This window comes from Lacinutrix sp. 5H-3-7-4 (assembly GCF_000211855.2).
In the GTDB taxonomy this organism is placed as follows: Bacteria; Bacteroidota; Bacteroidia; order Flavobacteriales; family Flavobacteriaceae; genus Lacinutrix.
Genome location: NC_015638.1, coordinates 581,478 through 608,063, shown reverse-complemented (window position 1 = coordinate 608,063; position 26,586 = coordinate 581,478). Strand labels below are relative to the sequence as shown.

The 26,586-nt window shown below is 30.8% G+C and carries 22 protein-coding genes, 1 tRNA gene and 1 pseudogene; 13 read left to right on the top strand and 11 right to left on the bottom strand.

The annotated features are described in order from the left end of the window. Window positions 1–23 precede the first annotated feature (23 nt). The 12 genes and pseudogenes from mraY to LACAL_RS02755 all read left to right on the top strand — a co-directional run bounded on the left by mraY (window position 24) and on the right by LACAL_RS02755 (window position 13,057). Window positions 24–1,256: a phospho-N-acetylmuramoyl-pentapeptide-transferase gene (mraY, locus tag LACAL_RS02810; protein ID WP_013869183.1), complete on the top strand. Its 1,233-nt coding sequence runs from the start codon at window positions 24–26 to the stop codon at window positions 1,254–1,256. 71 nt (window positions 1,257–1,327) lie between these two features. Further along, entirely contained in the window at window positions 1,328–2,665 is a 1,338-nt protein-coding gene (gene murD / locus LACAL_RS02805) for a UDP-N-acetylmuramoyl-L-alanine--D-glutamate ligase (RefSeq protein WP_013869182.1), read from the top strand. Window positions 2,666–2,724: 59 nt separating this feature from the next. Further along, complete coding sequence (locus LACAL_RS02800; protein WP_013869181.1) at window positions 2,725–3,927, top strand: FtsW/RodA/SpoVE family cell cycle protein; 1,203 nt, start codon at window positions 2,725–2,727, stop codon at window positions 3,925–3,927. Between the two features lie 4 nt (window positions 3,928–3,931). Continuing rightward, the gene (gene murG, locus LACAL_RS02795) at window positions 3,932–5,038 is read left to right on the top strand and encodes an undecaprenyldiphospho-muramoylpentapeptide beta-N-acetylglucosaminyltransferase (protein WP_013869180.1); all 1,107 of its coding nucleotides are present in this window, start codon (window positions 3,932–3,934) and stop codon (window positions 5,036–5,038) included. 28 nt (window positions 5,039–5,066) lie between these two features. Further along, the gene (murC, locus tag LACAL_RS02790) at window positions 5,067–6,419 is read left to right on the top strand and encodes a UDP-N-acetylmuramate--L-alanine ligase (protein WP_013869179.1); all 1,353 of its coding nucleotides are present in this window, start codon (window positions 5,067–5,069) and stop codon (window positions 6,417–6,419) included. After that, window positions 6,409–7,128 (top strand): cell division protein FtsQ/DivIB, encoded by a 720-nt coding sequence (locus LACAL_RS02785; protein ID WP_013869178.1) that lies wholly within the window; start codon window positions 6,409–6,411, stop codon window positions 7,126–7,128. Before murC ends, LACAL_RS02785 begins: the two co-directional genes overlap by 11 nt. A 3-nt stretch (window positions 7,129–7,131) precedes the next feature. After that, entirely contained in the window at window positions 7,132–8,460 is a 1,329-nt protein-coding gene (gene ftsA / locus LACAL_RS02780) for a cell division protein FtsA (protein ID WP_013869177.1), read from the top strand. A gap of 65 nt (window positions 8,461–8,525) precedes the next feature. Further along, the gene (gene ftsZ, locus LACAL_RS02775; RefSeq protein ID WP_013869176.1) at window positions 8,526–10,502 is read left to right on the top strand and encodes a cell division protein FtsZ; all 1,977 of its coding nucleotides are present in this window, start codon (window positions 8,526–8,528) and stop codon (window positions 10,500–10,502) included. 162 nt (window positions 10,503–10,664) lie between these two features. Further along, window positions 10,665–11,114 carry a GatB/YqeY domain-containing protein gene (locus LACAL_RS02770; protein ID WP_013869175.1) on the top strand — a complete coding sequence of 150 codons (450 nt, stop codon included), beginning with the start codon at window positions 10,665–10,667 and terminating at the stop codon, window positions 11,112–11,114. Window positions 11,115–11,134: 20 nt separating this feature from the next. Beyond that, a tRNA-Arg gene (locus LACAL_RS02765) sits at window positions 11,135–11,208 on the top strand. A 12-nt stretch (window positions 11,209–11,220) separates the two neighbouring features. Then, window positions 11,221–12,114, top strand: coding sequence for a zinc-dependent peptidase (locus LACAL_RS15160; RefSeq protein WP_013869174.1), 894 nt, complete (start codon window positions 11,221–11,223; stop codon window positions 12,112–12,114). An 11-nt stretch (window positions 12,115–12,125) separates the two neighbouring features. Then, window positions 12,126–13,057 (top strand): annotated as a pseudogene (locus LACAL_RS02755) (pyridoxal-phosphate dependent enzyme). Window positions 13,058–13,065: 8 nt separating this feature from the next. Here the strand turns inward: LACAL_RS02755 and rpe are convergent. The 11 genes from rpe to rpsO form a co-directional block, all read right to left on the bottom strand. Then, complete coding sequence (rpe, locus tag LACAL_RS02750; RefSeq protein ID WP_013869173.1) at window positions 13,066–13,728, bottom strand: ribulose-phosphate 3-epimerase; 663 nt, start codon at window positions 13,726–13,728, stop codon at window positions 13,066–13,068. A gap of 195 nt (window positions 13,729–13,923) precedes the next feature. Beyond that, window positions 13,924–14,787 (bottom strand): RNA polymerase sigma factor RpoD/SigA, encoded by an 864-nt coding sequence (locus LACAL_RS02745; protein ID WP_013869172.1) that lies wholly within the window; start codon window positions 14,785–14,787, stop codon window positions 13,924–13,926. A gap of 110 nt (window positions 14,788–14,897) precedes the next feature. Continuing rightward, window positions 14,898–16,100: a glutamate-5-semialdehyde dehydrogenase gene (locus tag LACAL_RS02740; protein ID WP_013869171.1), complete on the bottom strand. Its 1,203-nt coding sequence runs from the start codon at window positions 16,098–16,100 to the stop codon at window positions 14,898–14,900. Between the two features lie 11 nt (window positions 16,101–16,111). Further along, window positions 16,112–16,903, bottom strand: a complete 792-nt coding sequence (gene proB / locus LACAL_RS02735) for a glutamate 5-kinase (protein WP_013869170.1) — start codon at window positions 16,901–16,903, stop codon at window positions 16,112–16,114. A 1-nt stretch (window position 16,904) separates the two neighbouring features. Beyond that, window positions 16,905–17,711 carry a pyrroline-5-carboxylate reductase gene (proC, locus tag LACAL_RS02730; RefSeq protein WP_013869169.1) on the bottom strand — a complete coding sequence of 269 codons (807 nt, stop codon included), beginning with the start codon at window positions 17,709–17,711 and terminating at the stop codon, window positions 16,905–16,907. Window positions 17,712–18,023: 312 nt separating this feature from the next. Further along, window positions 18,024–19,193 carry an outer membrane beta-barrel protein gene (locus LACAL_RS02725; protein ID WP_013869168.1) on the bottom strand — a complete coding sequence of 390 codons (1,170 nt, stop codon included), beginning with the start codon at window positions 19,191–19,193 and terminating at the stop codon, window positions 18,024–18,026. Next, window positions 19,183–19,737, bottom strand: coding sequence for an RNA polymerase sigma factor (locus tag LACAL_RS02720; RefSeq protein WP_013869167.1), 555 nt, complete (start codon window positions 19,735–19,737; stop codon window positions 19,183–19,185). Before LACAL_RS02720 ends, LACAL_RS02725 begins: the two co-directional genes overlap by 11 nt. 102 nt (window positions 19,738–19,839) lie before the next feature. Next, complete coding sequence (locus LACAL_RS02715; protein ID WP_013869166.1) at window positions 19,840–20,790, bottom strand: hypothetical protein; 951 nt, start codon at window positions 20,788–20,790, stop codon at window positions 19,840–19,842. Between the two features lie 136 nt (window positions 20,791–20,926). Next, window positions 20,927–22,333: a glycosyltransferase family 2 protein gene (locus LACAL_RS02710; protein ID WP_013869165.1), complete on the bottom strand. Its 1,407-nt coding sequence runs from the start codon at window positions 22,331–22,333 to the stop codon at window positions 20,927–20,929. A 193-nt stretch (window positions 22,334–22,526) separates the two neighbouring features. After that, window positions 22,527–24,779 (bottom strand): polyribonucleotide nucleotidyltransferase, encoded by a 2,253-nt coding sequence (locus LACAL_RS02705; RefSeq protein WP_013869164.1) that lies wholly within the window; start codon window positions 24,777–24,779, stop codon window positions 22,527–22,529. A 210-nt stretch (window positions 24,780–24,989) separates the two neighbouring features. Beyond that, on the bottom strand, window positions 24,990–25,259 hold the full coding sequence (gene rpsO, locus LACAL_RS02700) for a 30S ribosomal protein S15 (protein WP_013869163.1): 270 nt from the start codon (window positions 25,257–25,259) through the stop codon (window positions 24,990–24,992). Window positions 25,260–25,463: 204 nt separating this feature from the next. Between rpsO and LACAL_RS02695 the strand changes: the two genes are divergently transcribed. Continuing rightward, window positions 25,464–26,564, top strand: a complete 1,101-nt coding sequence (locus LACAL_RS02695) for a PAS domain S-box protein (protein WP_013869162.1) — start codon at window positions 25,464–25,466, stop codon at window positions 26,562–26,564. Window positions 26,565–26,586: the final 22 nt, after the last annotated feature.

Sequence of the window (26,586 nt, the reverse complement as noted above, 5' to 3'; positions counted from 1 at the left end):
AAATAAAAAACAAACAATTAATAATGTTATACTACCTATTCGAATATTTAGAAAAACAATTCCAGCTAACGGGAGCAAGTGTGTTTGAGTTTATAACTTTTCGCGCGGCTTTAGCGATAATATTATCGTTGTTGTTTTCTACTATTTTTGGAAAAAAAATAATAAGAATCCTTCAAAAAAAGCAAGTAGGCGAATCTGTAAGAGATTTAGGTTTAGATGGTCAAGTAGAAAAAGCAGGAACACCAACAATGGGTGGATTAATAATTATTTTTTCAACATTAATTCCTGTGTTATTGCTTGCTAAGCTTGAAAATATTTATGTAATCATGCTTATTGTAACTACAATTTGGATGGGATTAGTAGGTTTTGCAGACGATTATATAAAAGTATTTAAAAAAGATAAAGCTGGTTTAAGCGGTAAATTTAAGGTGCTTGGCCAAGTAGGATTAGGGATTTTTGTTGGAGCAATAATGTACTTTCATCCAGGAGTAACCATAAAAACTGAAAAAGTAAATCCTGTTTACGAAACAGAAAAAATAACACAAAACTCAGCAGTAGAATTTAACCCAGCAGAGCAGTCATTAAAAACAACCATTCCATTTGTAAAAGATAACGAATTCGATTATTCAAATTTAGTGACTTGGTTGGGTGATGATTATGCAAAATATGCATGGTTAATATTTATACCAATCGTAATATTTATTGTAACAGCAGTATCTAACGGTGCAAATCTAACCGATGGTATTGATGGTTTGGCGGCAGGAAGTTCTGCCATAATTGTATTTGCATTAGCTGTATTTGCATTTATTTCTGGAAACCTTGTGTTTTCAGATTATTTAAATGTCATGTTTATACCACAATTAGGTGAGTTGGTTGTGTTTATAGCTGCCTTTATAGGTGCGCTAATTGGGTTTTTGTGGTACAATACTTATCCAGCGCAAGTTTTTATGGGAGATACAGGAAGCTTAACAATTGGCGGTGTTATAGCAGTTATTGCAATTGCAGTAAGAAAAGAGCTATTAATTCCTTTGTTATGCGGAATCTTTTTTGCAGAGTCGCTCTCGGTAATACTTCAAGTGAGTTGGTTTAAATACACTAGAAAAAAATATGGCGAAGGCAGGCGAATTTTTAAAATGTCGCCGTTGCATCATCACTATCAAAAAGGAGGATATCACGAAAGTAAAATTGTTACACGATTCTGGATTGTAGGAATATTTTTAGCAATTCTTTCTATTGTAACATTAAAATTAAGGTAAAGATATGCCTATTTGAATGAAGGTGTAAAAACAGTAAATAAATTTTACGTCTTAACGAAGAGTAATAAAAAATGAAAAAACAAAGATTAGTAATATTAGGAGCAGGAGAAAGTGGTGTTGGTACAGCACTTTTAGCTAAAGCTGAAGGTTACGAGGTTTTTGTTTCAGATAAAGGAAAAATAAAAGGAAACTATAAGAAAATTCTTATACATAATGAGATTGAATGGGAAGAACAACAGCACACAGAAATTAAAATTTTAAATGCTGATGTTGTAATGAAGAGTCCTGGAATTCCTGATAAAGTAGAATTAGTCCAAAAACTTATCAGTAATACTATTCCAGTGATTTCAGAAATTGAATTTGCTTCAAAATACACAAAAGCAACAATAGTAGGAATCACTGGAAGCAATGGAAAAACAACTACAGCATCATTAACACATCATATTCTTTCGCAAGAATTAAATGTAGGATTAGCGGGAAACATTGGAGATAGTTTTGCTAAGCAAATTTTAGAAAAAAATTATAAAAACTATGTGCTAGAAATTAGCAGTTTTCAACTAGACGGTATTATAGACTTTAAGCCCAATATTGCTATAATTACTAATATCACACCAGATCATTTAGATAGGTACGACTATAAGTTTGAAAACTATATCAATTCAAAATTTCGAATAGCATTAAATCAAACAAAAGAAGATTATTTGATTTATGATGCAGACGACGAAGTGATAACAAATTGGTTAAAAACAAATACAATTCAATCAACATTATTACCATTTTCATTAACAAAAAAAATAGAAAATGGTGCGTATTTGGAAAACGAGAATATAAAAATAACAATAGATAACAAACATATAATTATGCCGACAAAAAATTTAGCTTTAGAAGGAAAGCACAACGTAAAAAATGCAATGGCTGCATCAACAGTGTCACACCTGTTAAAAATTAGAAAACAAACAATACGTGAAAGTTTAGAAAATTTTCATGGTGTCGAGCATCGCTTAGAGCAAGTACTTAAAATTAATAAAGTACAATATATAAACGACTCTAAAGCAACTAATGTAAATGCAACATATTATGCGTTAGAAAGTATGGATGCACCAACAGTTTGGATTGTTGGAGGAACAGATAAAGGTAACGACTATACAGAGTTATTTCCGTTTATAAATGAAAAAGTAAAAGCAATAATTTGTTTGGGCATAGACAATGAAAAGCTTTTAGAAAATTTCGGGAATATGGTAGATGTTATTGTAGAAACTCAGTTTATGAGCGAGGCAGTAAAAATTGCTTATAAAATTGCCGAAGCTGGAGATAATGTATTGTTATCGCCAGCATGTGCAAGTTTCGATTTATTTGAAAATTATGAAGATAGAGGAAGACAATTTAAAAATGCTGTAAGAAATCTGTAATTAAAATTTCTTGAATTGCCACAAAGCTTAACGCTTTTAAAAACAAAAATATAAATAGAGTGCAACAACTTTTTAATAACATAAAAGGCGATCGATTAATATGGGCAATAGCTGCTTTATTGGCTATTTTCTCATTTCTTCCTGTGTATAGTGCGGCAAGTAATTTAGCATACGTTGGTGGTAATAGTAATACCTTTGCTTTTTTTGTAAAACACTTTATGCATTTGTTTTTAGGGTTTACCATTATGTATGGAGTACATAAAATTCCATATCGTTACTTTCGTGGTTTATCTATGGTAATGATACCAATAGTATTGGTGTTATTGGTTGTTACAATCATGCAAGGTACTACAATAGAAGGTGCAAATGCCAGTCGCTGGATTCGTATCCCGTTTGTAAATATGTCGTTTCAAACCTCTACGTTGGCATCCGTTGTATTAATGGTTTATGTTGCGCGATATATGTCTAAAATAAAAGATCAAAAAGTATCTTTTAAAGAGTCTATTTTGCCATTATGGTTGCCAGTATTTTTGGTGCTTATTTTAATATTGCCTTCAAACTTTTCTACTACAGCCTTAATATTTTTAATGGTTATTGTGTTGGTTTTTTTAGGTGGTTATCCTATTCGTTATTTAGCAGTAATTATTGGTTCGGGAATATTAGCATTGGTTTTATTTATACTGGTAGCAAAAGCATTTCCAGATGCTATGCCTAACCGTGTAGATACTTGGATGAGTAGAATAGAAAACTTTTCAGATGGAGGAGATACAGAAGCAGACTATCAAATAGAAAAAGCTAAAATAGCAATTGCTTCTGGAGAATTAACCGGTGTTGGTCCTGGAAAAAGTACGCAAAAAAACTTCTTGCCACAGTCGTCTTCAGATTTTATTTTTGCAATTATTATTGAAGAATATGGCTTACTTGGTGGCTTGTTTTTAATGGTAATGTACATGTGGTTACTATTTAGAATTGTTATTGTAGCTCAAAAATCAGACACACTTTTTGGTAAACTTTTAGTGCTTGGTGTTGGTTTTCCTATTGTATTTCAAGCCATGATAAATATGGCTGTTGCAGTAGAGTTGTTTCCGGTAACAGGACAAACACTTCCATTAATAAGTAGTGGTGGAACATCAATTTGGATGACCTGTTTAGCTATAGGTATTATTTTGAGCGTAAGCGCAAAAAGAGAAGAGATAAAAGGAAGAGAAGAAACTGAAAACACAGAAGATAATCCGTTAGAGATTCTATCGGAAACAATATAATAAAGTGAGTAAAAACAAAACATATAAAATAATATTAAGCGGTGGCGGTACAGGTGGGCACATCTATCCTGCGATTGCAATTGCTAACGAATTAAAATCACGTTATCCAAGCGCAGAGTTTTTGTTTGTAGGAGCAAAAGATAGAATGGAAATGGAGAAAGTGCCGCAAGCCGGCTATAAAATTAAAGGCTTGTGGATAACTGGAATACAAAGACAATTAACACTTAAAAACTTAATGTTTCCGTTTAAACTAATTAATAGTTTATGGAATGCAAGAAAAATAGTAAACAGTTTTAAACCAGATGTTGTTATAGGAACCGGAGGTTTTGCAAGCGGACCATTATTACAAGTAGCAGCCTCAAAAGGAGTGCCTAGTTTAATACAAGAGCAAAACTCATATCCAGGAATTACTAATAAATTATTATCTAAAAAAGTGCAAAAAATATGTGTTGCATACGATGGTTTAGAGCGTTTTTTTCCTAAAGATAAAATTATAAAAACAGGAAATCCTGTACGTCAGGATTTGTTAGATATTCAATCTAAAAAAGCCGAAGCAATAAAGTACTTTAATTTAGTTGAAGGAAAAAAAACACTATTAGTACTTGGAGGAAGTTTAGGAGCAAAAGCAATAAACGAGCTTTTAAAACGCGAATTAGATTTTTTGCAAACGCAACAAGTGCAAATTATTTGGCAAACAGGAAAACTGTATTATAGTGAGTATAAAATTAATGGTGATATAAAAGACGTGCAAGTTCATCAATATATTAATAATATGGATTATGCTTATGCAGCTGCAGATATTATTATTTCAAGAGCAGGAGCAGGATCTGTAAGTGAATTATGTATTGTTGGTAAACCTGTGGTTTTTGTGCCGTCACCTTATGTGGCAGAAGATCATCAAACAAAAAATGCAAAATCTATTGTGGATGAAAATGCTGCGTTAATGATTGCTCAGGAAGATTTAGAAGTAGATTTTAAAAATAAATTTTCACAGTTAATGGCTTCAGAAGAAAGGCAAAAGCAATTGGGAGAAAATATTAAAAAATTAGCATTAGTTAATGCAACAAAAGAAATAGTCGATGAAGTTGAAAAGCTTCTGAAGCATAAATAATAGATTAGACGTTTCTAATAAAATGAAAATGAATTTAAACAACATACATAACATCTATTTTGTAGGTATTGGCGGTATTGGTATGAGTGCTATTGCACGTTACTTTAATGCAACAGGTAAGTATGTTGCAGGTTACGATAAAACCAAAACAGATATTACAGAAGCGTTAAAAGAAATAGGTGTTAACGTTCATTTTGAAGATGCAGTAGAAAATATCGAAAGTCAGTTTTTAGATCCAGAAAAAACCTTGGTTGTTTATACACCGGCAATCCCAAAAAATAATAAAGAGTTAAATTATTTTAACGCTAATAAATTTACAGTTTTAAAACGTTCAGAAATATTAGGACTAATAACTGAAAATACATATTGCTTGGCTGTAGCAGGTACGCACGGTAAAACCACAACAACAAGCATACTTGGTCATATTATGCGAGAATGTAATGTGCCTTTAACAGCATTTTTGGGAGGCATTAGTGAAAACTATAGCTCTAATTTAATACTAAATGGAGATGAAGTAAGTGTTGTTGAGGCAGATGAGTTTGATCGTTCATTTTTAACACTATCTCCAGATCTAGCATGTATAACATCTATGGATGCAGATCATTTAGATATTTATGGAGACGCATCAGAACTAGTGAAAACATTCGAGGATTTTGCAAAAAAACTAAAACCAAACGGCAAACTCTTTGTAAAGAACGGGTTGCCTTTAAAAGGTATAACCTATGGTATTGAAGATGATGCAGATTATGCCGTTCAAAATATAAAAATAGAAAATGGTACTTATGTGTTTGATGTGAAAATGCCAAATACAATACTAAAACAAGTTAAATTTAACCTACCTGGTAGACATAATTTGTCGAATGCTTTAATAGCCCTAGCGATGGCTGTAGAATATGGGCTCCCTAAGCCGCAGCTCGCTAAGGCACTAGCATCCTATAAAGGTGTAAAACGACGTTTTACCTATCAAATAAAAACTAATGAACTTGTTTTTATAGACGATTATGCACATCATCCCGAAGAAATAAAGGCAGTACATCAAGCCGTTAGAGAAATGTATCCAAAAGATGAAGTGCTAGTTGTGTTTCAACCGCATTTATTTTCAAGAACAAAAGATTTTGGTGTGGAGTTTGCACAAAGCCTTTCAATGTTTGACGAAATTTTATTGTTAGATATATATCCAGCAAGAGAATTACCAATAGAAGGCATAAACTCAAAATGGTTATTAAATAAAATAAATAACCCTAAAAAACAGCTAATAGAAAAGTCGCAAATTATAAATAAAATTAAGGCAAGTAAATCTAAAATTATACTAACTCTTGGAGCAGGAGATATAGGAGCAGAAGTTAAAATTATAAAGCAGGCATTAATTAATGAAAATTAATTGGAACTATATAAAAATCAGTTTACTACTATTTATAGTGGTGTTTTTGTATGCATTTTCTTCAACTAAAAACAAAGCAAGAAAGGTAGCGAAGCCAATTATAGAATTTGTAGATGACCAAAAGCCATTTATAACCCATGCAAATGTTAGTAAATTGTTAATACAAAATCAACAAGGTGTTACGAGTGTGCCTAAAGAAACTTTAGATTTGAATGCTCTAGAAACTGCATTAAATTCAAATGCAATGATTGAGAAAGCCGAGGTTTTCTTGAGTGTAAATGGCGATTTTTCAGCAAAAATAAAACAAAAACAACCTATTGCAAGAGTTTTAAAATCAAGCTCTTACTATATAGATAGCAATGGAGGTTATATGCCTTTGTCTTTAAATTATACGGCACGAGTGCCTTTAGTTACAGGTAAAGTAGAAAAAAATAAATTAAATAATGTTTTTGCTATTGCAAGCAGAATTAATGAAGACGATTTTTTAAAAAAGAACGTTGTTGAAATTCATGAAAACGACGATGAGTCTATTAATTTAAAATTGAGACAATGTAAATTTGTCGTGCAATTAGGAAAACTTGAATATTTAGATAAAAAAATAAACAACCTAAAAGCCTTTTATAAAAAAGCAATTAAAGATAAAAGTTTAGGCAAATATAGCAAAGTGAATTTGCAATTTGAAAACCAAGTTGTTTGTACTAAAGTGTAAGTTATGGAACAGAATTTAGCAGTTGGATTAGATATTGGAACCACAAAAATTGTGGCGATGATTGGCCGTAAAAATGAATACGGTAAAGTTGAAATTTTAGGCATAGGAAAATCTAAAAGTTTAGGTGTACATCGTGGTGTTGTAAATAATATTACTCAAACCATACAATCTATACAATTAGCCATACAAGAAGCCGAAGCTGCAGCTGCAACAAAAATAGAAGGTGTAACAGTAGGTATTGCAGGACAACATATACGTAGCTTGCAACATAGCGATTATATAACTCGTGCAGATTCTGAAACTGTAATAGATGATGATGATATTGAGCGTTTAATTAATCAAGTTCACAAACTAGTAATGCTTCCAGGAGAAGAAATTATTCATGTTTTACCACAAGAATATAAAATTGATGGGCAAGCAGAAATAAAAGAACCAATAGGAATGTATGGTGGACGTTTAGAAGCTAACTTTCATGTTGTGGTTGGGCAGGTGTCTTCTATTAGAAATATTGGGCGTTGTGTTAAAAGTGCAGGTTTAGAACTAGAAGGCATAACACTAGAACCATTGGCATCTGCAAAAGCAGTATTAAGTCAGGAAGAAAAAGAAGCTGGAGTTGCTTTAATAGATATAGGTGGAGGAACCACAGATTTAGCCATTTTTAGAGATGGAATTATTAGACATACAGCAGTCATTCCATTTGGAGGAAATGTTATAACAGAAGATATAAAAGAAGGCTGTTCTATAATTGAAAAACAAGCCGAATTATTAAAAATAAAATTTGGTTCTGCTTGGCCAGGAGAAAATAAAGACAATGAAATTGTTTCAATACCAGGATTAAGAGGTAGAGATCCAAAAGAAATTACGCTTAAAAATTTATCTAAAATAATTCATGCAAGAGTTATTGAAATTATTGAGCAGGTGTATGTAGAGATAAAAAACTACGGTCACGAAGAACAAAAGAAAAAGCTAATTGCAGGAATTGTTTTAACGGGTGGAGGAAGCCAGTTAAAACACCTAAAACAATTAGTAGAATTTACAACAGGAATGGATACAAGAGTAGGTTATCCAAATGAACATTTGGCTGGAGATAGTGATGACGCTATTACAAGCCCATTATTTGCTACAGCAGTAGGATTAGTAATGGATGGTTTAAAACGTCAAGAACGTGTAAAAGCAGAAGCTATTGTAGAAGAAGAAGTGGTTGAAGAATCAGAGTTTTTAGTAGATGAAAATGAAGAAGAGCAACCAGTCGAACCACCAAAAAAACAAAAACGCTCTTTTTTAGACGCGTTAACAGAGCGTGTTAAAGATTTTTTAGACAGCGCAGAATAATAAAAAAATATTAAGAGGTATTGCATTGCAATACCTAAACAATTGATCCAAATAAATAGAATTTTATGAGCAACAAAGAATTCGAAAGTATCGCCTTTGATTTACCTAAAAATCAATCCAACGTCATTAAGGTTATTGGTGTTGGTGGTGGCGGTAGCAACGCTATTAACCACATGTTTCAACAAGGCATCAAAGGAGTAGATTTTGTAATCTGTAATACAGATGCACAAGCACTTCAAAATAGTGGTGTCCCAAATAAAATCCAGTTAGGAGTTAATTTAACCGAAGGACTTGGAGCAGGAGCAAACCCAGAAGTAGGTATGCAATCTGCAGTAGAGAGTTTTGAAGATATAAAATCTATGCTTGGTACAAATACCAAAATGGTATTTATTACCGCTGGAATGGGTGGAGGAACAGGAACAGGAGCAGCACCTATTATAGCTAAAATGTCTAAAGAGTTAGATGTTTTAACAGTAGGTATTGTAACTATGCCTTTTCAGTTCGAAGGTAAAATGCGCATACAACAAGCTCAAGAAGGTATAGAGAAATTACGTGACGAAGTAGATTCGTTAATAGTAATTAATAACAATAAACTACGTGAGGTATATGGAAATTTAGGATTTAAAGCTGGATTTTCTAAAGCAGACGAAGTATTATCTACAGCAGCAAGAGGTATTGCAGAAGTTATAACACATCACTATACACAAAATATTGATTTACGTGATGCTAAAACAGTATTAAGTAATAGTGGTACAGCAATAATGGGATCATCTACTTCATCTGGGCAAAACCGAGCACAAGATGCTATTACAAAAGCATTAGACTCTCCATTATTAAACGATAATAAAATTACAGGAGCTAAAAACGTATTGTTGCTAATCGTTTCTGGGTCTCAAGAAATAACAATTGATGAAATTGGAGAAATAAACGATCACATTCAATCTGAAGCAGGACATGGCGCCAATATCATAATGGGTGTTGGAGAAGACGAAGCTTTAGAAGAATCTATAGCAGTAACTATTATAGCTACGGGTTTTGATATTGAGCAGCAAGATGAAATTTCTAATACCGAAACTAAAAAAGTAATTCATGCTCTAGAAGAAGATCAAAGTATTGAAAAAGATTTAACACCTAACGAAGCACCACCGGCAATAATAACGCCAGATATTGTGTTACAAAAGCCAGAACCACCTAAAGTTGTTAAACACACTTTAGACCTAGATGAAGATACAGAAGATTCTTTAAGTAAAATGGAAATGGATTTGGTAAACAAACAACGCAGCGTTTCTTTAGAAGATTTAGGTATGATACCTACTACAGAAGTGATAAAAAACATAGACGTTGTTTATGATGAAGTTGTTGCTACATTTAATACAGATCAAGAATTTAAAATAACTTCAACTAACACACAGGTAAATAAAATTGAAACTGAAGAAAATGAAGTTGTAGAAGATAAGCAACAAATTACTTTAAGCTTCGACATGCCTATAAAAGAAGAAACAATTGAGGCAGAAGAAATCACAACTAAAACAAACATTGTTCATGATTTAAATGAAATAGAAGTAAACGAACCTGTAGAATTAGTGCCTGTAACAGAAGTTCGTGAAGATGAGCAAGTACGTTATGCTTTAGAAGATTATAATGAAGATAAAGCATCAGTAAACTCAAGCACTAACCAAGCAAAAGTTGAAGAAATAGTAGATGAAGAAATTGTTTTCGAGAAAAAAGTAGTTGCTTCAAATGAGCCATCTACAATTGAAGAAGAGGATTTAGATCCAATGAACAGTTCAATTTCAGATATTTTAAAAGAAAGAGCAGATGCTAGACGTCAAAAAATGAAGTCTTTTAACCATAAGTTTAATACTTCAAAAATTGATGATATAGAAAAAATCCCAGCGTACAAACGCCAAGGTTTAAATCTTGATGAAACAAAGCATTCATCGTCTGAAACTAACGTGTCAAAAACAAGCTTAAGTATAGACGATAATGATGATATACAATTAAGAAATAACAACTCTTTCTTACACGATAATGTAGATTAACATATAATTGATTAACAATATAAAGTTTAATCATTCCCAACCCAAAACGGCCCTCAACGTTTTGGGTTTTTTAATTTTATTAAAACTGTTATTATAAATAAAAAGTGAAGACTTTTTAATGTTTACTTTTCCCTATCTTCGTATTCATTAAAATTTTCAAAAATGAGTTTATCAAAAAACATAATGACAGCCTTAAAAGAGGCAATGAAGAGTAAGGATCAAACAGCTTTAACAGCTTTACGTGCAGTAAAATCTGCTATACTATTGGCACAAACCGAAAGCGGAGCAAAAGAAGAACTTACAGAAGAACAAGAGATGAAAATTCTTCAAAAACAAGTAAAACAACGTAAAGACAGTGCAGCTATATTTATTGAGCAAGGCAGAGAAGATTTAGCTCAACCAGAATTAGCAGAAGCAAAAGTGATTTCTCAGTTTTTACCAGAAGCTATGAGTGAAGAAGAAATTGGTAAACTTGTAGAAGATGCAATTGTAAAAACAGGAGCAGAAGGTATGAAAGATATGGGTAAAGTAATGGGTATGGTTAATCAAGCAGTTGCAGGTAGAGCAGATGGTAAAACAATATCTAATATTGTAAAAAGTAAATTAGTATAACAAATAGAAAAAAATCCATTGGCTGTGTAGCTCAACTGGATAGAGTACTGGATTTCGGCTCCAGCGGTTGTAGGTTCGACTCCTATCACAGTCACAAAAACAAAATATGATTTTAAAAATACTATATGTCGTTTATTTTTTATTTAAAGAAAAAGAAGCTCCTTTAGTATTTAAAATAATCCTTATTATTTTAGGTGTAGTTACAGCACTACTTACAATAATTGTTGTGTTTAAAAGTTTCTTTGGCTTTTTTGAAATGGCAAGAGTAGAGTTTATAACTAAAAAACAATTTTTTACTCATTTTTATATTATTAGAAAAACACTTCCAAAAGCCTATAAACCTATATTAGAACAAGAATTTTTATTTTACAAAAAATTAAATCCGTTAGAACAAAAAAACTTCGATCATCGCATTCAATATTTTATAAATAATTGGGAGTTTATAGGTAAAGATATAGAGGTTACTACTAAAATGAAAGTTTTAATTGCAGCTACAGCAACAAAACTTACTTTTGGTTTTAGAGAGTATAAAATAGATGTTGTAGATAAAGTTATAATTTACGAGAAAGCATATTTTTCTTCTATAAATAATCAATTACATAAAGGAGAGTTTAACTTGCGTTTTAATGCCTTGGTTTTCTCATGGGAAGATTTTGAAAAAGGATACAAAATAGAAAACGACAATATAAATCTTGGAGTGCATGAATGCATACATGCTATGCACTTTACATTTTTAAAATCGAGACGTTATAGTACAAGTGCAGCAATTTTTTTAGATTCTTTTCAAGAGTTAACCTCAAAAATCGAAAAAGATAATAGACTAAAAAATAAAATAATAAACTCTGGTTATTTTAGAGATTATGCTTTTGAAAATCAATTTGAATTTATTTCTGTTTTAGTAGAGAATTTTATCGAAACACCTTTAGAATTCCGTTCTCAGTTCCCTAAAATTTATTTAAAAATTAAAGAAATGCTTAACTTTAACTTTGCAGGATATTAAAGCTGTGTATAATGAATAAAGAAACACTTTTAAATGTTCACCATAACATAGCCATACATACATAAAACCTTAGTTTTAAGCTCTAATTTAATAAATGAAATAGTAGGAGCAGAAGTTATATTTAAATGTGAAAACTTTCAAAAAATGGGAGCATTTAAAATGCGAGGTGCAACAAATGCAATCATGCAGTTAAATGACGCCGAAAAACAAAAAGGAGTTGTAACACATTCTTCGGGAAACTTTGCTCAAGCCTTATCTTTGGCAGCAAAAAGCTTAGGTGTCACAGCAAATATAGTCATGCCTAAAAATGCGCCGCAAGTAAAAAAATGCTGGTTTAGGTTATAATGGTGTAATTACAGCGTGTGAATCTACAGTTATAGCAAGAGAACGAGAAGCTGCTAAAATCTCTAAACAAACGGGCGCTACTTTTGTAGATCCATCTAACGATGTAAATGTTATTTTAGGAAATAGTACAGCTACAATAGAGTTACTTGAAGATTATAATAATTTAGACATAATAGTGTCTCCAATTGGTGGTGGCGGTTTAATTGCTGGTACAGCATTAGCTGCACATTATTTTAAAAGTGATTGTGAAGTTGTTGGTGCAGAACCAAAAGAAGCAGATGATGCTTACAGATCGCTTTTAAGTGGTAAAATTGAAGGTAGTAAAACGGTAAACACTATCGCCGATGGATTAAGAACACAATTGGGAGATGTAAATTTTCCTATAATACAGCAGCACGTAAAACAAATTATAAGAGTAGAAGAAACTGAAATTATTGATGCAATGCGTTTAATTTACGAACGTTTAAAGCTTGATGTAGAAACTTCGAGTGCAACAACATTAGCAGCTATAATAAAAGAAAAACACCAATTCTCTAATAAAAAAATTGGTGTAATATTATCTGGTGGTAATGTAGATTTAAGTGCATTACCATTTTAAAAAAACATTTAACTATTTGCTAAAGCTTTTAAATTTTTAATGGTATCAGGTTGGTTGCTACTTTTAAAAACGTGGCTTCCAGCTACAAAAACATCTGCTCCAGCTTCTACTAATTGTTTTATGTTTTTATCTGTTACGCCACCATCAATTTCAATTTTAGTATCTAAACCTTGCTCGTCTATCATTTTACGCAATTTTTTAATACGTTGGTAGGTGACGTTTTCAAATTTTTGACCACCAAAACCAGGATTAATAGACATTAATAATACCATATAACATTCTGGTAAAATATCTTCTAAAACAGAAACAGGTGTAGTTATATTTAAAACAACACCAGCTTTACAGCCAGCATCTTTTATTTGTCTTAACGTTCTATGTAAATGTACTGTAGATTCGTGATGAACAGTAATAATATCTGCTCCAACTTTAGCAAACTCTTCAATGTAGCGTTCTGGCTTTTCAATCATTAAATGAACATCTAATGGTTTTGTAGCATGTTTTTTTATAGCTTGAATTACTGGCATACCATAAGAGATGTTTGGTACAAAATGACCATCCATTACATCAATGTGAAACCAATCGGCATCACTATTGTTAACCATTTCTGTATCACGTTGTAGGTTGCCAAAATCGGCAGCAAGCATCGAAGGTGCTATTAATTTTTTAGACATTGTAAAGTAGTTTGTGTTGTTTGTACAAAGATAGATAAGTTGGTAATATCACATCTTTTTTTATAGGAAATAATTGAAATTTTTTTCAACAAGAAAAGGCTTTAAATGAGTGAACCCAGAGTAATCAGCTCTGGGTTCTTCATCAATCAAAAAACGAACAGTTATGAATAACTGTTTGTTACTGTAACTTAGTATTTATCCTAAGTATGTTTTTAATATTTTACTTCTAGATGTGTGTTTTAATCTACGAATTGCTTTTTCTTTAATTTGTCTAACACGTTCACGAGTTAAATCGAAAGTTTCACCAATTTCTTCTAAAGTCATTGGGTGCTGGTTACCTAAACCAAAATATAGACGAATAACATCTGCTTCACGAGGTGTTAAAGTTTCTAGCGCACGTTCAATTTCTGTACGTAAAGATTCGTGTAAAAGTTCACGATCTGGATTTGGTGACTCACCAGAATTTAATACATCGTAAAGGTTAGAATCTTCACCTTCTACTAAAGGTGCATCCATAGATACGTGACGACCAGAATTTTTCATAGATTCTTTAACGTCATTAATAGTCATATCTAACTCTTTTGCAATTTCTTCTGCACTTGGCGGACGCTCATGTGCTTGCTCAAGAAAAGCAAAAGTTTTATTTATTTTATTAATAGACCCAATCTTGTTAAGTGGTAAACGCACAATACGAGATTGTTCTGCTAAAGCTTGTAAGATAGATTGACGAATCCACCATACAGCATAAGAGATAAATTTAAAACCACGAGTTTCATCAAAACGTTGTGCGGCTTTAATTAACCCTAAATTACCTTCGTTTATTAAATCTGGTAACGTTAAACCTTGATTTTGGTATTGCTTAGCTACCGATACTACGAAACGTAAGTTAGCTTTAGTTAACTTTTCAAGAGCAACTTGGTCGCCAGCTTTAATACGTTGTGCTAATTCTACTTCTTCGTCTGCGGTAATTAAGTCAACTTTTCCAATTTCTTGTAGGTATTTGTCTAATGACGCGGTCTCACGGTTGGTTACCTGCTTGGTAATTTTAAGTTGTCTCATCTAAATAATTTATGATTTGTGCCCAGAAAATGAGCGTGAATATTTTGCTATCAATACTTATACGCAGAAAGGTTACATTTTGTTACAAAAAATTTAATTTTTTTTAAAATTTAATTTGTTCTTACGTGACCGTCACCAAATACATAGTACTTATTTGTTACTAATTGTTTAAGTCCTAAAGGTCCACGATGGTGTAATTTATCTGTACTAATTGCAAGTTCTGCGCCAACTCCCATTTGTCCACCATCTGTAAAACGGGTTGAAGCATTATGGTAAACAGCTGTACTATCTACTTGTTGCATGAATTTTTTTGCAGTAGATTTATTTTCAGTTATTATTGATGATGAATGTCCGCCAGAATATGTGTTAATCATATTAATAGCTGTATCTTCATTGTCGACTTCGGCTAGCATGATTTTCATTGCTAAAAATTCTTCAAACCAAATATCTTTGTTATCAATTTCAGTTTCATTTACTAAAATTTTGCTTACTTTATTATCTACTAAAATATCTACGCCTAATTTATTAAGCATGGTTTCTAGTTCATTAATTTTTTTCTGGTAGTCTGGTATATTTTTGTCTATTAACACTTTGTCTAAAGCATTACATCCCGAAATTTTATCGGTTTTAGCATTTACAATTACTTTTATTGCTTTTAACCAATCTGCATTTTTATCGACATATAAAAAGTTGTTTCCTCTACCACTAACTAAAACAGCACATGTAGCATGTTCTTTAACAAAACTAATTAATCGCTCGCCACCTCTTGGTACAATTAAATCTATTTTTTCTGGTGGATTTTTTAAATAATCTTGAGTTTCTGTACGGTTTAGGTGAAGTAGTTTAATCCAGTCTTTAGAAAGGTTATTTTCTTTTAATGCTTGATGCCAACATTTTTCAAGAAATTTATTACTATGTATTGCTTCTTTTCCACCTTTTAAAAGTATTTTATTATTGGCTTTAAATGCAAGTACAGCTGCTTCTATTGTAACATCTGGTCTAGATTCGTAAATAATTAAAATAGTACCAAATGGTGCTGTTTTATTTGTAATTTTTAAACCACTATCTAAAGTTATATTAGAAATAGTATTGTTTACTGGATCTTCTTGATCTTTAACTTCTTTAATAGCTTTTATCATGCCATCTACTTTTGTAGAGTCTACAACTAATCTATCATACAAAGCTTGATCGTTATTATTAAAAGCTTCTAAGTCTTTTTTGTTTTCTTCTATAATTTGTTCTCTTTTAGTTTCAATAATATTAATCATTGAGTCTAAAACATTATTTTTTATTTCTTTTTCTAATAATTTCATTGTGTAAATTTTTAGTGAATAAATTTTGTTCCTACTTGCTTATTGTTAATAATATCAACAATTACATTTTCTCTTTTTCCTGATGCTATGTAGGTAGGAATGTTTTTTTTAGCGGTTACTTTTGCGATTTTTAATTTTGAAGCCATGCCGCCACGACCTTCTCCTTCTTTTTTAGAGTTGGATTGCACATATTTTTCTACATTTTGGTCTACTGTGACTTCTGTAAGTTTTCTAGAGTTTTTATCTTCTGGGTGTCCTGTGTAAAGACCATCTGTGTCTGATAAAATAATTAAGCGGTCTGCATCTATTAACTCTGCTACTAAACTTGCTAGCTCATCATTGTCTGAAAACATAGACATACTTAATGATACTGCATCATCTTCGTTTGCTATAGGTGTAACGCCTTCGGCTAATAAACCTTCATAACAACTAATCATGTTTTCTCTATGTTTTCCTGGATCGAAATCTCTTTTTGTTGCTAAAATTTGTGCGCAACGCATACCGTAATCATGAAATAAACTATAATAGTGTCTCATTAATCGTGGTTGTCCAACCGAGGAATATATTTGACGTCTAACAGATGCTTCGGTTTCTTGAATATTTCCTAAAACTTCTTTACCGGCAATAGCAGAACCTGAAGTTACAAGTACAACTTGTATATTTCTTTCGTCTAGCACAGAGATTTGCCTTACCAATTCTCGAAGTACCGGACCTAAAATACGGTTGTCTTTATTTGTTAATACGTTTGTACCAACTTTAACTACTACTCTTTTTATACTATCGTCTTTAATACTGTCGTCCATTTTATTTTTCTTTTCCTAATTCTATTGCTCTGTCGAATGCAGCGTAAGCGGCATCTTGTATAAGTTGTTTTACATTATTATCTTCCATACTATCTATGGCTGCTTGAGTTGTTCCTCCTTTTGATGCAACACGGTTAATCCAAGATTCTGGTGATAAATTAGATTGGTTAAAAAGTTCTATTGCACCTTCAAACGTGCTACTCACAAGTATTTTAGAATCGTAATCTGAAAAGCCCATTTTTAAGGCAGCTTCAAGCATTGATTGCATAAAATAAAAGACATATGCAGGACCACTTCCTGAAATTCCAGTAGAGGCATCAATAAATTTTTCTGTAGTTACATGTATTGAAGTGCCTGTTGTGTCTAGTAGAGTTCTTACCATTATGAGTTCTACTTTAGAAACCTTTTCAGACTCTGTATAAGATGTTACGCCCTTTCCAACTTGTGCAGGTAAATTAGGCATTGTTCTCACTACCTTTCCTGTATTTAATTTTTGTTGTATAGTTTCTATTGTTACGCCAGCCATTAATGATACAAAAAGCTGATCGTGGTTAAGCATAGACTTCATTGTGCTAAATAAATCGTCACTATGGTATGGTTTTACGGCGATAAAAATAATATCTGCACTTGGTAGGCAATCTTCAAGACTGTCAAAAACCTGAAACCTTGAATCTTTTTTTAGTTTTTTAATTTTCTTAGGGTCAGTGTCATAGATTTTAAGTTTGTGTTGATTTAACACTGCGCTATTTGCCATGCCTTCGGCATACGTTAATCCCATGTTTCCTGCGCCTATTACTAATACTTTCATTTGTTTTGTTAAAGTGTTGTTTATTAATATAATACGTATTAGTATGCACAAGGATTATACGGTAACCCGAAAAAACAGAATTAATTTTGAAGAATAATGAATATGATAATTATATGGTTATAAGCTAACAGTATGATAATTCTAAGGCTTTTATGTTGAGGTATTTTTAATTTTTAAATAATGACTTGGGTGACAAGCTGTCGGTTTTATGAGGAAATGTCAGTGTTAATTTGAGTGCGTGCCAAAAAACAAGCCTATTCTTTTTGAGATAGGCTTTTTTCAATACTTTAAATTATAAATAATATTTTTTTATTAAAAGTGATATTCAAGACCGGCTAAAATAGATACAGTAAATATTGAAAGGTCTGATTGTTCTCTATAAGTTTTAAAATGATATTTAAATATAGGTTCTACATTTAAATTTAGTTTGTTTATAATTTGTTTTTTGAAACCAAAACCAGCATTTATAGATAGTCCAGAATCACTAAATTGATTATTATTAGAATCTCTTGTATTATTTGTAATAATGTTTGCATCCTCCATGATAAGATAGCTTATCCCAATTATAGCTGATGCACTAATTTTTTTATTGATTATCCTGTATTTGGCTTCAATAGGGATTTCGATATAACTTAGCTCTTGAAAAGTGGTTACAGATTGCTTTTGTAAAGTATATTCAAAATTAAGTTTTTTAACTCCAATTCTCAAGCTTATACCTTCGGTAGCTAAATAATTTAGATATATACCATAATTTATGGTTGTATTATTTTTTAAACTGGTATTAAAGTTACTATAATAATCTAAAGAAACATAAGGGTAAACGCTCCACTTTTTAAAAGGGTTTAATTTACTTTTTTTATCTAGAAGTTCTTCTTCTTCTTCTTCTTCTTCTTTCTTTTCTACAATGCTAATATTATTTTTTTGATCTTCTTTAGTTAAATGAGCTGTTTTTTTATTTTGAGTAGTGTTCGTTTTATAAGTGTTCTCTTGTGATGAATTGGTGTTTTTAAAATTATTAGCTTGTTTGTTGTTTTTTACTAAATAAGTATTTCTAGACTTTTTTGTGTTGTTTTCGTTTAGACTGGAAAGATTATTATAATTTTTTTTTGGTTTGTTTATTTTATTATTGATTGTAGTTTGATTTGTATTTATTTTTTTTACTATTTGATATGGTACTGGAGCGCTTTGAGTATTAATTTTTTGTTCTGTCTTAATATTTATATTCTGTAAGTTTTCTTTTCTAATAACTTGTATGGAACTGTTATTATTACTTTTTGTATTACTAAAATTATTAAATATTAACATGCTACTAATTATTAAAATCGCAGACCCAGAAAATAACCATAATATTAAAACTCTTCTTTTTTTTCTTTTTTCTTTTAATCCTATCTCTAATTGTTCCCAAACATTGTTGTTAGGGGAAACTTTATGCTTTTTTAAGAGCTCGTTTATTTGAGAACCTACGTCTTTGTTAGTTTCCATTAGATTTTTTGTTTAATTTATTATTGCTCTTTTTATTAATGTTATCTCTAAGCAATGATTTTGCTCTATGTAAATTGGATTTTGAAGTACCTACAGATATAGATAATAGCTGTGCTATTTCTTGATGCGTGAAATTGTCTAATTCGTATAAATTAAAAACGAGTCTATATCTTGTAGGCAATTCTTGTATTGCTTCTAATAATTCGTCTAGAGATAATGATATAGGTTCTACCTCTACGATATCGTCTTTTAATAAGTCATTATTAATAATAACATTAATAAAGCTTTCTTTTTTGTATTTGTCTATTGCTTTATTTATTGTAATACGTTTCATCCAGCCTTCAAAAGACCCTTTATTATTATATTTTTTTATGCTTTTAAAAATTGATATAAAAGAGTCTTGAAGATTGTCTTCTGCTTCTTCTACATTTTTACAATACTTTAAGCAAAGAAGATACAGTGAATCTTTATACTTACTGTATAATTCACTTTGAGCTTTTAGGTTGTTTTTTTTACAAGCTTTTATGAGTTTTTCTAAATCCAAAAATGTTTTTATTTAGTAAGGTTCTCTGTTGTATTTACCATTACTTTTTTTACTTATATAAATATATCTTAAAATTAATATCATAGAGCTGATTAAATATGTTTAGTCAAAAATAAACTCCTGACTAAAATGACTAATTAGTTCGTTACTAATAAGTGTTTTGAAATCACTGAATATAGTTTGATTATCATTGTTTGTAGTGTTATTTATTTGAAAATTAAAAGCACTATTTCCAAAACTTGTTGAAAATTGACTTAAAGTATTTGGAGAAATACTTTTTGAATTAATATTGTTAATAGCATTACTTTGAAGGTGGTATAAAAGCATTAAAGTTTTTTTGCTATATGTATTTTTATTCACCTTGTAGAATAGGTTGCTTCCACTGTTATAATTGTGGTTTAAATAATAATTTAATGTGTTTTCTTGATTTTCTAAGCTTAAATATTCTTCTTCAAGTTCTAAATTATTATTGGCATCATAAGTACTAATTTTATATGTGGTTTCATTGTTAATATTATCTTTATCTTCGAAATAAATTCTATTATTATCATTATCTATTACAATTTTATATTCGCTTTGTGAATTACTGAAGTTTACACCATCTAAACTAAATTTTGTTGTAGAGAAAATAGTATCTATATCATGTATAAAATCGTGCTTAGTAAATTGTGAATTTTGGTTTATCGTGTTAATATTTTCTTTTAAATATTGAGTCAAATTACCATTAAAATCATAAGAAAAAGTAGTTATAACATCTAATGAATTATTCAAATAAGATTTAATTTCTATAAGATTTTCATTTTGATAATGATAAGTTGTTTTATAAATATTAGAAGTTAGTGAATTATGTTTAATAGATGAGAGAATTTTATTTTCTTGAATTAAGAAATTTATAGAATCTAAAACTTGACCATTATTTGTATTATAAGTTTTATATATATAGTTTACCAAATTGTTTGTGTTATTACTATTTTCTAATGTCTCAATTTCACTTGTGCAAGAGCTTGTTATTATAAATAATAAATAGATTAAAAATTGCTTTATATTTTTCATAACTTTAAATTGTTTCTTTCTCTATAGTCCCATAAAAAACAAAAGGTTGCGTGTACTTTAAGTTTTTATATAAAAAAATGCAGTCTCTATTTTAAAATAGAGACTGCATTTTTTTATTTTATAATTAAGTATAAGTTTATTTTTTTTCTGCTAAACCACGAGTTAACCAACCTCTTCTACTTGCTGTAGCAATAGCGTACGGTGTTATCCAGAATAATCCAAAAGTATATAATATGCTATATGAATATGCCCATATAGATTCTGAAATTGTATAACGGTATGCATAAAATATTACAGAGAAACTAGATAATACTAAAATGCTTAAGAAAGTTGAACCTAAAAATAGTAAAGGATGTGTTGCTACAAATAAAAGCATAATTATAAGAAAAGGAAAACTTAATAACATCTCTAAAAATTGGCTTATAAATAATATTCTAGTTCCGGATTTTTTACTTTTTCTAAAATTTGTAAATACATATTGAGCCATAGAAAGGTTTTCTCTCACATTACTTCGTCCCCATCTAATAAACATTTTATATAAACCAGTATATTCTTCTGGTACATTTGTATAAGCGACAGCATTTTTTTGAAATAATACATGCTTACCTTGCTTTAAAATCATGTTTGTAATTGCTCTGTCTTCTCCTATATCTGATGGTTTTCCCATAAAGGTTTGGTTAATCCATTCTGGTAAACATTTATGCACAGCAGTGCTTCTATATGCGGCTAAAGCTCCTGGAGTACAAAGTACAGAGTTTAAACTGCTTTCTGCAGATCTTACAAACTCAAAACTTAATACAAAACTTACGTCTAGCATTTTTGGTAAAGCAGCCTTTTTATTATTTAAAACTCTTATGTTTCCAGCAACTGCACCGCAATCTTCATTCTCTACAAACGGACTTACTAAATTACGTAAGGTGTTTTTTTCTACAATAGAATCACTATCTACAGTAACAAATATTTCTCCAATACCTAAGTTAAAGCCTCTGTAAAGCGCGTGGCGTTTTCCTTTGTTTTCGGGTTGTTGTAAAATTGAAATTCTATTACCTAATTTGGTTTTAGCATCTTTCATCCATTCCCATGTATCATCTTCACTACCATCATCTATAGATAAAATTTCTATTTTTTCTTGTGGATAGTCACTTTCTGCTAAACTCATTAAAGTATCCCAAACTTGTTTACCTTCATTATAGGCAGGTACAATTACTGTTATTATTGGTAATGCTTCGTTAGAAACAGAATCTACAGGTTTGTATTTATAATATCTATACAGTTTAAAAAGAAATATAGATGCTTTAAGTACTAGTATAGTAGTAGTTGTGGTAATAAATAATTTTCCCCAAAAAGAATTTAAATGCTCTTCATTTATCATATATAAATCTCCACTAAATACACTAAAAAAATAAATACCAAGTGCAATTAAAAGAAAGGAACTAAATATTACTGAAAGATTTAAACGCGTTTCTTTGTCTTTTATGTCAATAAGAAAACGGTTTAAAATAGATTGAAATGTTTTTGAGAGCGTATTTTTTTTTGATTTCATGAAGCAACCTTAAGTTTTAGTTTGACTGTTTGTTTTTTAAGAGTTACGGTCATGACTAAAGTTTAGATTGTTTTTAATATTTATTTATGATTATTAAAGCAAACTTTAACATTTAAGGGTTTAAAGTGAAGCAATAAAAAAACCTCAAACAGAAAATTTCTATTTGAGGTTTTATGCGTTGTAAGTTTAGAAATTAATCTTCCTTCTTATCTTGTCTAGGTTTTCTGTCATCACGACGGTTATCTCTACCGCGATTATCTCTACCTTTATTGTCGCGTCCACCAGAGCGTTTATCATCTCTTGGAGGTCTTTCAACAAAACCTTCTGGTTTAGGTAAAATAGCTTTACGAGACACTTTCTCTTTACGAGTACGTTTGTCTATACCAAAATATTTTACATCAAAAACATCACCCATGTTTACAACATCGCTAACGTTTTCTGTACGTTCCCAAGCAAGTTCAGATACGTGTAATAAAACTTCATTTCCTGGAGCTTCAGTATATTCTACAACAGCACCAAAATCTAACATTTTAATTACTTTTACTTCGTATATGCTACCAACTTGAGGTTTAAATAGTAAAGCATCTATTTTTGCCATAACAGCATCAATACCTTTTCTACCAACACCTAAAATTTCAACAATACCTTCTTCTGTAACAGGATCTTCGTTAATTACAATAGTGGTATCTGTTTCTTTTTGCATTTCTTGAATTACTTTTCCACCAGGACCAATTAAGGCTCCAATAAATTCATTAGGAATGCGTCTAGAAACCATTGTTGGAGCGTGATCTTTTACATCAGCATTTGGTGTTTCTATAGTTTCGGTAATTTTATCTAAAATATGTAAACGACCATCACGTGCTTGTTTTAAAGCATTTACAAGAATTTCGTACGATAATCCTTTTACTTTAATATCCATTTGGCAAGCTGTAATACCATCTGCAGTACCAGTTACTTTAAAATCCATATCTCCTAAGTGATCTTCATCACCTAAAATATCTGATAATACAGCGTATTTTCCAGAATCTGCATCAGATATTAATCCCATTGCAATACCAGAAACTGGTTTTTTAAGTTGTACACCTGCATCCATCATTGCCATTGTACCAGCACAAACTGTTGCCATAGAAGAAGAACCGTTAGATTCTAAAATTTCTGAAACCACACGAACTGTATATGGGCAATCTTCAGGAACCATACCTTTTAATGCACGTTGTGCTAAGTTACCGTGACCAACTTCTCTACGAGATGTTCCACGAATTGGTCTTGCTTCACCTGTAGAAAAAGGAGGGAAGTTATAGTGTAAATAGAAACGCTCTTCACCTTCGTAAGATGGCATATCTATTTGGTTTGCTTCTCTAGATGTACCTAAAGTTACTGTTGCTAAAGCTTGAGTTTCTCCACGAGTAAATACAGAAGATCCATGAGTTGATGGTAAGTAATCTACCTCACACCAAATTGGTCTAATTTCATCAGTTTTACGACCATCAAGACGTAAACCTTCGTTTAATGTTAAATCTCTTACGGCAGCTTTTTCAGCTTTGCTGTAATATTTAGATACTAAACCACCAAAATCTGCTAATTCTTCTTCAGAAAAAGTGGCTTTAATTTCTTCTTTAATTTCTGCAAATGCAGCACTACGCTCATGTTTAGCAGAACCTGCTTGTGCTACAGCATATACTTTATCGTACGCCATATCATGAATTTTTTGTGCTAATTCTGCATCTTCACGTTCTGGTTCGTACTCACGCGTTTCTTTTTTACCAAAAGCTTCAGCTAATTTTACTTGAGCAGCACATTGTACTTTTATGGCTTCATGAGCAAACTTTATAGCTTCGGTCATTTCTTCTTCAGAAATTTCATCCATTTCACCTTCAACCATCATAACAGAATCTGCCGAAGCTCCAATCATCATATCGATATCAGATTCTTCTAACTGCGCACGTGTTGGGTTGATAATGAATTCTCCGTTTACGCGACCAACTCTTGCTTCAGAAATTGGGCATTCAAAAGGGAAATCTGATAATTGAATAGCAGCAGAAGCAGCTAAACCTGCCATTGCATCTGGCATAACGTCATCGTCATGAGACATTAACTGAATCATAACTTGAGTTTCAGAGTGGTAATCTTTTGGGAATAATGGACGTAATACTCTATCTACTAAACGCATGGTTAATACTTCGCCATCACTTGGTCTTGCTTCTCTTTTAAAGAAACCTCCGGGATAACGACCTGCAGCTGCAAATTTTTCTCTGTAATCTACAGTAAGTGGTAAGAAATCCACATCTGCTTGTTTGTAGTTGGAAACAACTGTACATAATAACATACATTTTCCAGATTGTACAACAACAGAACCATGTGCCTGTTTTGCTAATTTTCCGGTTTCGATAGAAATTTCTCTTCCATCACCTAGGTCTATGACCTCTTTAAAAACTTTTGGAATCATAAATAAGTTTTAATTCTAATACCGATATTTTTAGCATCGGTTTTTTTGGTTAAACATTGGTAGTTGTGTTGTTGTAGTAGTAGTTGTAATAGTTGTTGTTACCAATGAAAAACTATAATTAGCTTCTTCAATTTTGAAATTTATACTCCTTCAAAAAGAGTTGTTATATATCAAAAAACCACGCTGTTAGGCGTGGTCTTTTTATTGAGATTATTTTCTTAATCCTAATTCTTTTACTATCGCACGATATCTTAAGATATCCTTTTTAGTTAAGTAGTCTAATAAAGCACGACGCTTTCCTACTAACTTCACTAACGAACGCTCTGTGTTATAATCTTTACGATTAGTTTTTAAGTGCTGTGTTAAGTGGTTAATTCTTTCTGTGAATAATGCAATTTGACCTTCGGCAGAACCAGTGTCTTGAGCATTTTTACCGTGCTTTGCAAAAAGCTTTTCTTTGTTTTCTTTTGTTAAATACATTCTAATATTATTGTAAATGATTGTTATGTACACGAAAGCTTATCTTTCGAGCGGCAAATATAGTTATTTTTATTGAATTCTTAAATTTATATATCTAAAACCTTTTTTTTAATATTTTCTCATGTATTTTATCGTAAAACTATAGTTTTATTTGATACTTAATAGATTCTAATCTATATTTATATTCTTGTAAGTGTGTTTGTTATGAATATGAAAATTGACGATGTCCAGAAAGAACTTTTTAAAACTATATTTGACGAAGCAAAAGAAGGTATATCTATTGTTAGTTTAAAAGGTGATTGGGTAAAAGTTAACCAAAGTGTGCTAGATACTTTGGGTTATACCAAAGAGGAGCTTTATAAAATGACTTTTAAGGAGATTACTCATAAAGATGATTTAGAATTAGATTTAAATAAAATGGCATCTTTATTATCTGGAGAGATTTCTAATTATACAATGAAAAAAAGATATTTTCATAAAAAAGGTCATGTTATTTGGGCAAGGCTTAGTGTATCACTAGTAAGGGATACTATAGGTAATCCATTGTATTTTATCTCTCAAATAACCGATATAACAAATGTTATTAAAAATGAGCTTAAACTAAAAAGCATGTTAGGTATTGTAAAAACCCAAAACGAACGTTTAACGGATTTTGCAGAGATTGTTACACATAATCTTAAAACTCACGTATCTAATTTATCTACATTGGTGAATTTTGTTGAACAAGATATTCCTGAAATCAAACCTAAGGAAGAATTTATAATGTTAAAAGATTCTGTTTTAAATTTAAATGAAACGGTAAAGCATTTAACAGAAATCTCTAAAATTAGAGTAATAAATGAAAAAAAATTAGAAACACTTAGTTTATGTAACTATGTTGATAAGGCAATTTATAATGTAAGTGCATTAGCTAAAAATTTTAATTGTAAAATTATTAACGATATAAATAACAATTGTAACGTTAAAGCTATTCCTGCTTATTTAGATAGTATTATACTTAATTTTTTAACAAATGCTATAAAGTATAGGTCTAAAGAAAGACAGTTAATAGTGTCTTTAAAAAATGAAATTCAAGGTGAGTATAATGTTTTAAAAATACAAGACAACGGTTTGGGTATAGATTTAAATAAATTTGGTGATAGTTTATTTAAATTATATAAAACATTTCATTATAACAAAGATGCAACTGGTGTTGGTTTGTTTATAACAAAAAATCATGTTGAATTAATGGGCGGAAAGATTGAAGTTGAAAGCGAAGTTAATAAAGGTACACTGTTTAAAGTTTTTTTTAAAAAGAGTGCATAAGTGTTATTTAAATCACTAAAAA

What these genes read in the sequence shown, in the direction of transcription:
- mraY (WP_013869183.1), top strand. Translation starts at nt 24, where the DNA reads ATGTTATACTACCTATTCGAATATTTAGAAAAACAATTCCAGCTAACG.
- ftsZ (WP_013869176.1), top strand. Translation starts at nt 8,526, where the DNA reads ATGAGCAACAAAGAATTCGAAAGTATCGCCTTTGATTTACCTAAAAAT.
- LACAL_RS02745 (WP_013869172.1), bottom strand. Translation starts at nt 14,787, where the DNA reads ATGAGACAACTTAAAATTACCAAGCAGGTAACCAACCGTGAGACCGCG.
- rpsO (WP_013869163.1), bottom strand. Translation starts at nt 25,259, where the DNA reads ATGTATTTAACAAAAGAAAACAAAGAAAAGCTTTTTGCAAAGCACGGT.
- LACAL_RS02770 (WP_013869175.1), top strand. Translation starts at nt 10,665, where the DNA reads ATGAGTTTATCAAAAAACATAATGACAGCCTTAAAAGAGGCAATGAAG.
- LACAL_RS15160 (WP_013869174.1), top strand. Translation starts at nt 11,221, where the DNA reads ATGATTTTAAAAATACTATATGTCGTTTATTTTTTATTTAAAGAAAAA.
- LACAL_RS02725 (WP_013869168.1), bottom strand. Translation starts at nt 19,193, where the DNA reads ATGGAAACTAACAAAGACGTAGGTTCTCAAATAAACGAGCTCTTAAAA.
- LACAL_RS02715 (WP_013869166.1), bottom strand. Translation starts at nt 20,790, where the DNA reads ATGAAAAATATAAAGCAATTTTTAATCTATTTATTATTTATAATAACA.
- proC (WP_013869169.1), bottom strand. Translation starts at nt 17,711, where the DNA reads ATGAAAGTATTAGTAATAGGCGCAGGAAACATGGGATTAACGTATGCC.
- LACAL_RS02705 (WP_013869164.1), bottom strand. Translation starts at nt 24,779, where the DNA reads ATGATTCCAAAAGTTTTTAAAGAGGTCATAGACCTAGGTGATGGAAGA.
- rpe (WP_013869173.1), bottom strand. Translation starts at nt 13,728, where the DNA reads ATGTCTAAAAAATTAATAGCACCTTCGATGCTTGCTGCCGATTTTGGC.
- LACAL_RS02740 (WP_013869171.1), bottom strand. Translation starts at nt 16,100, where the DNA reads ATGAAATTATTAGAAAAAGAAATAAAAAATAATGTTTTAGACTCAATG.
- proB (WP_013869170.1), bottom strand. Translation starts at nt 16,903, where the DNA reads ATGGACGACAGTATTAAAGACGATAGTATAAAAAGAGTAGTAGTTAAA.
- LACAL_RS02695 (WP_013869162.1), top strand. Translation starts at nt 25,464, where the DNA reads ATGAATATGAAAATTGACGATGTCCAGAAAGAACTTTTTAAAACTATA.
- LACAL_RS02785 (WP_013869178.1), top strand. Translation starts at nt 6,409, where the DNA reads ATGAAAATTAATTGGAACTATATAAAAATCAGTTTACTACTATTTATA.
- LACAL_RS02710 (WP_013869165.1), bottom strand. Translation starts at nt 22,333, where the DNA reads ATGAAATCAAAAAAAAATACGCTCTCAAAAACATTTCAATCTATTTTA.
- murC (WP_013869179.1), top strand. Translation starts at nt 5,067, where the DNA reads ATGAATTTAAACAACATACATAACATCTATTTTGTAGGTATTGGCGGT.
- murD (WP_013869182.1), top strand. Translation starts at nt 1,328, where the DNA reads ATGAAAAAACAAAGATTAGTAATATTAGGAGCAGGAGAAAGTGGTGTT.
- ftsA (WP_013869177.1), top strand. Translation starts at nt 7,132, where the DNA reads ATGGAACAGAATTTAGCAGTTGGATTAGATATTGGAACCACAAAAATT.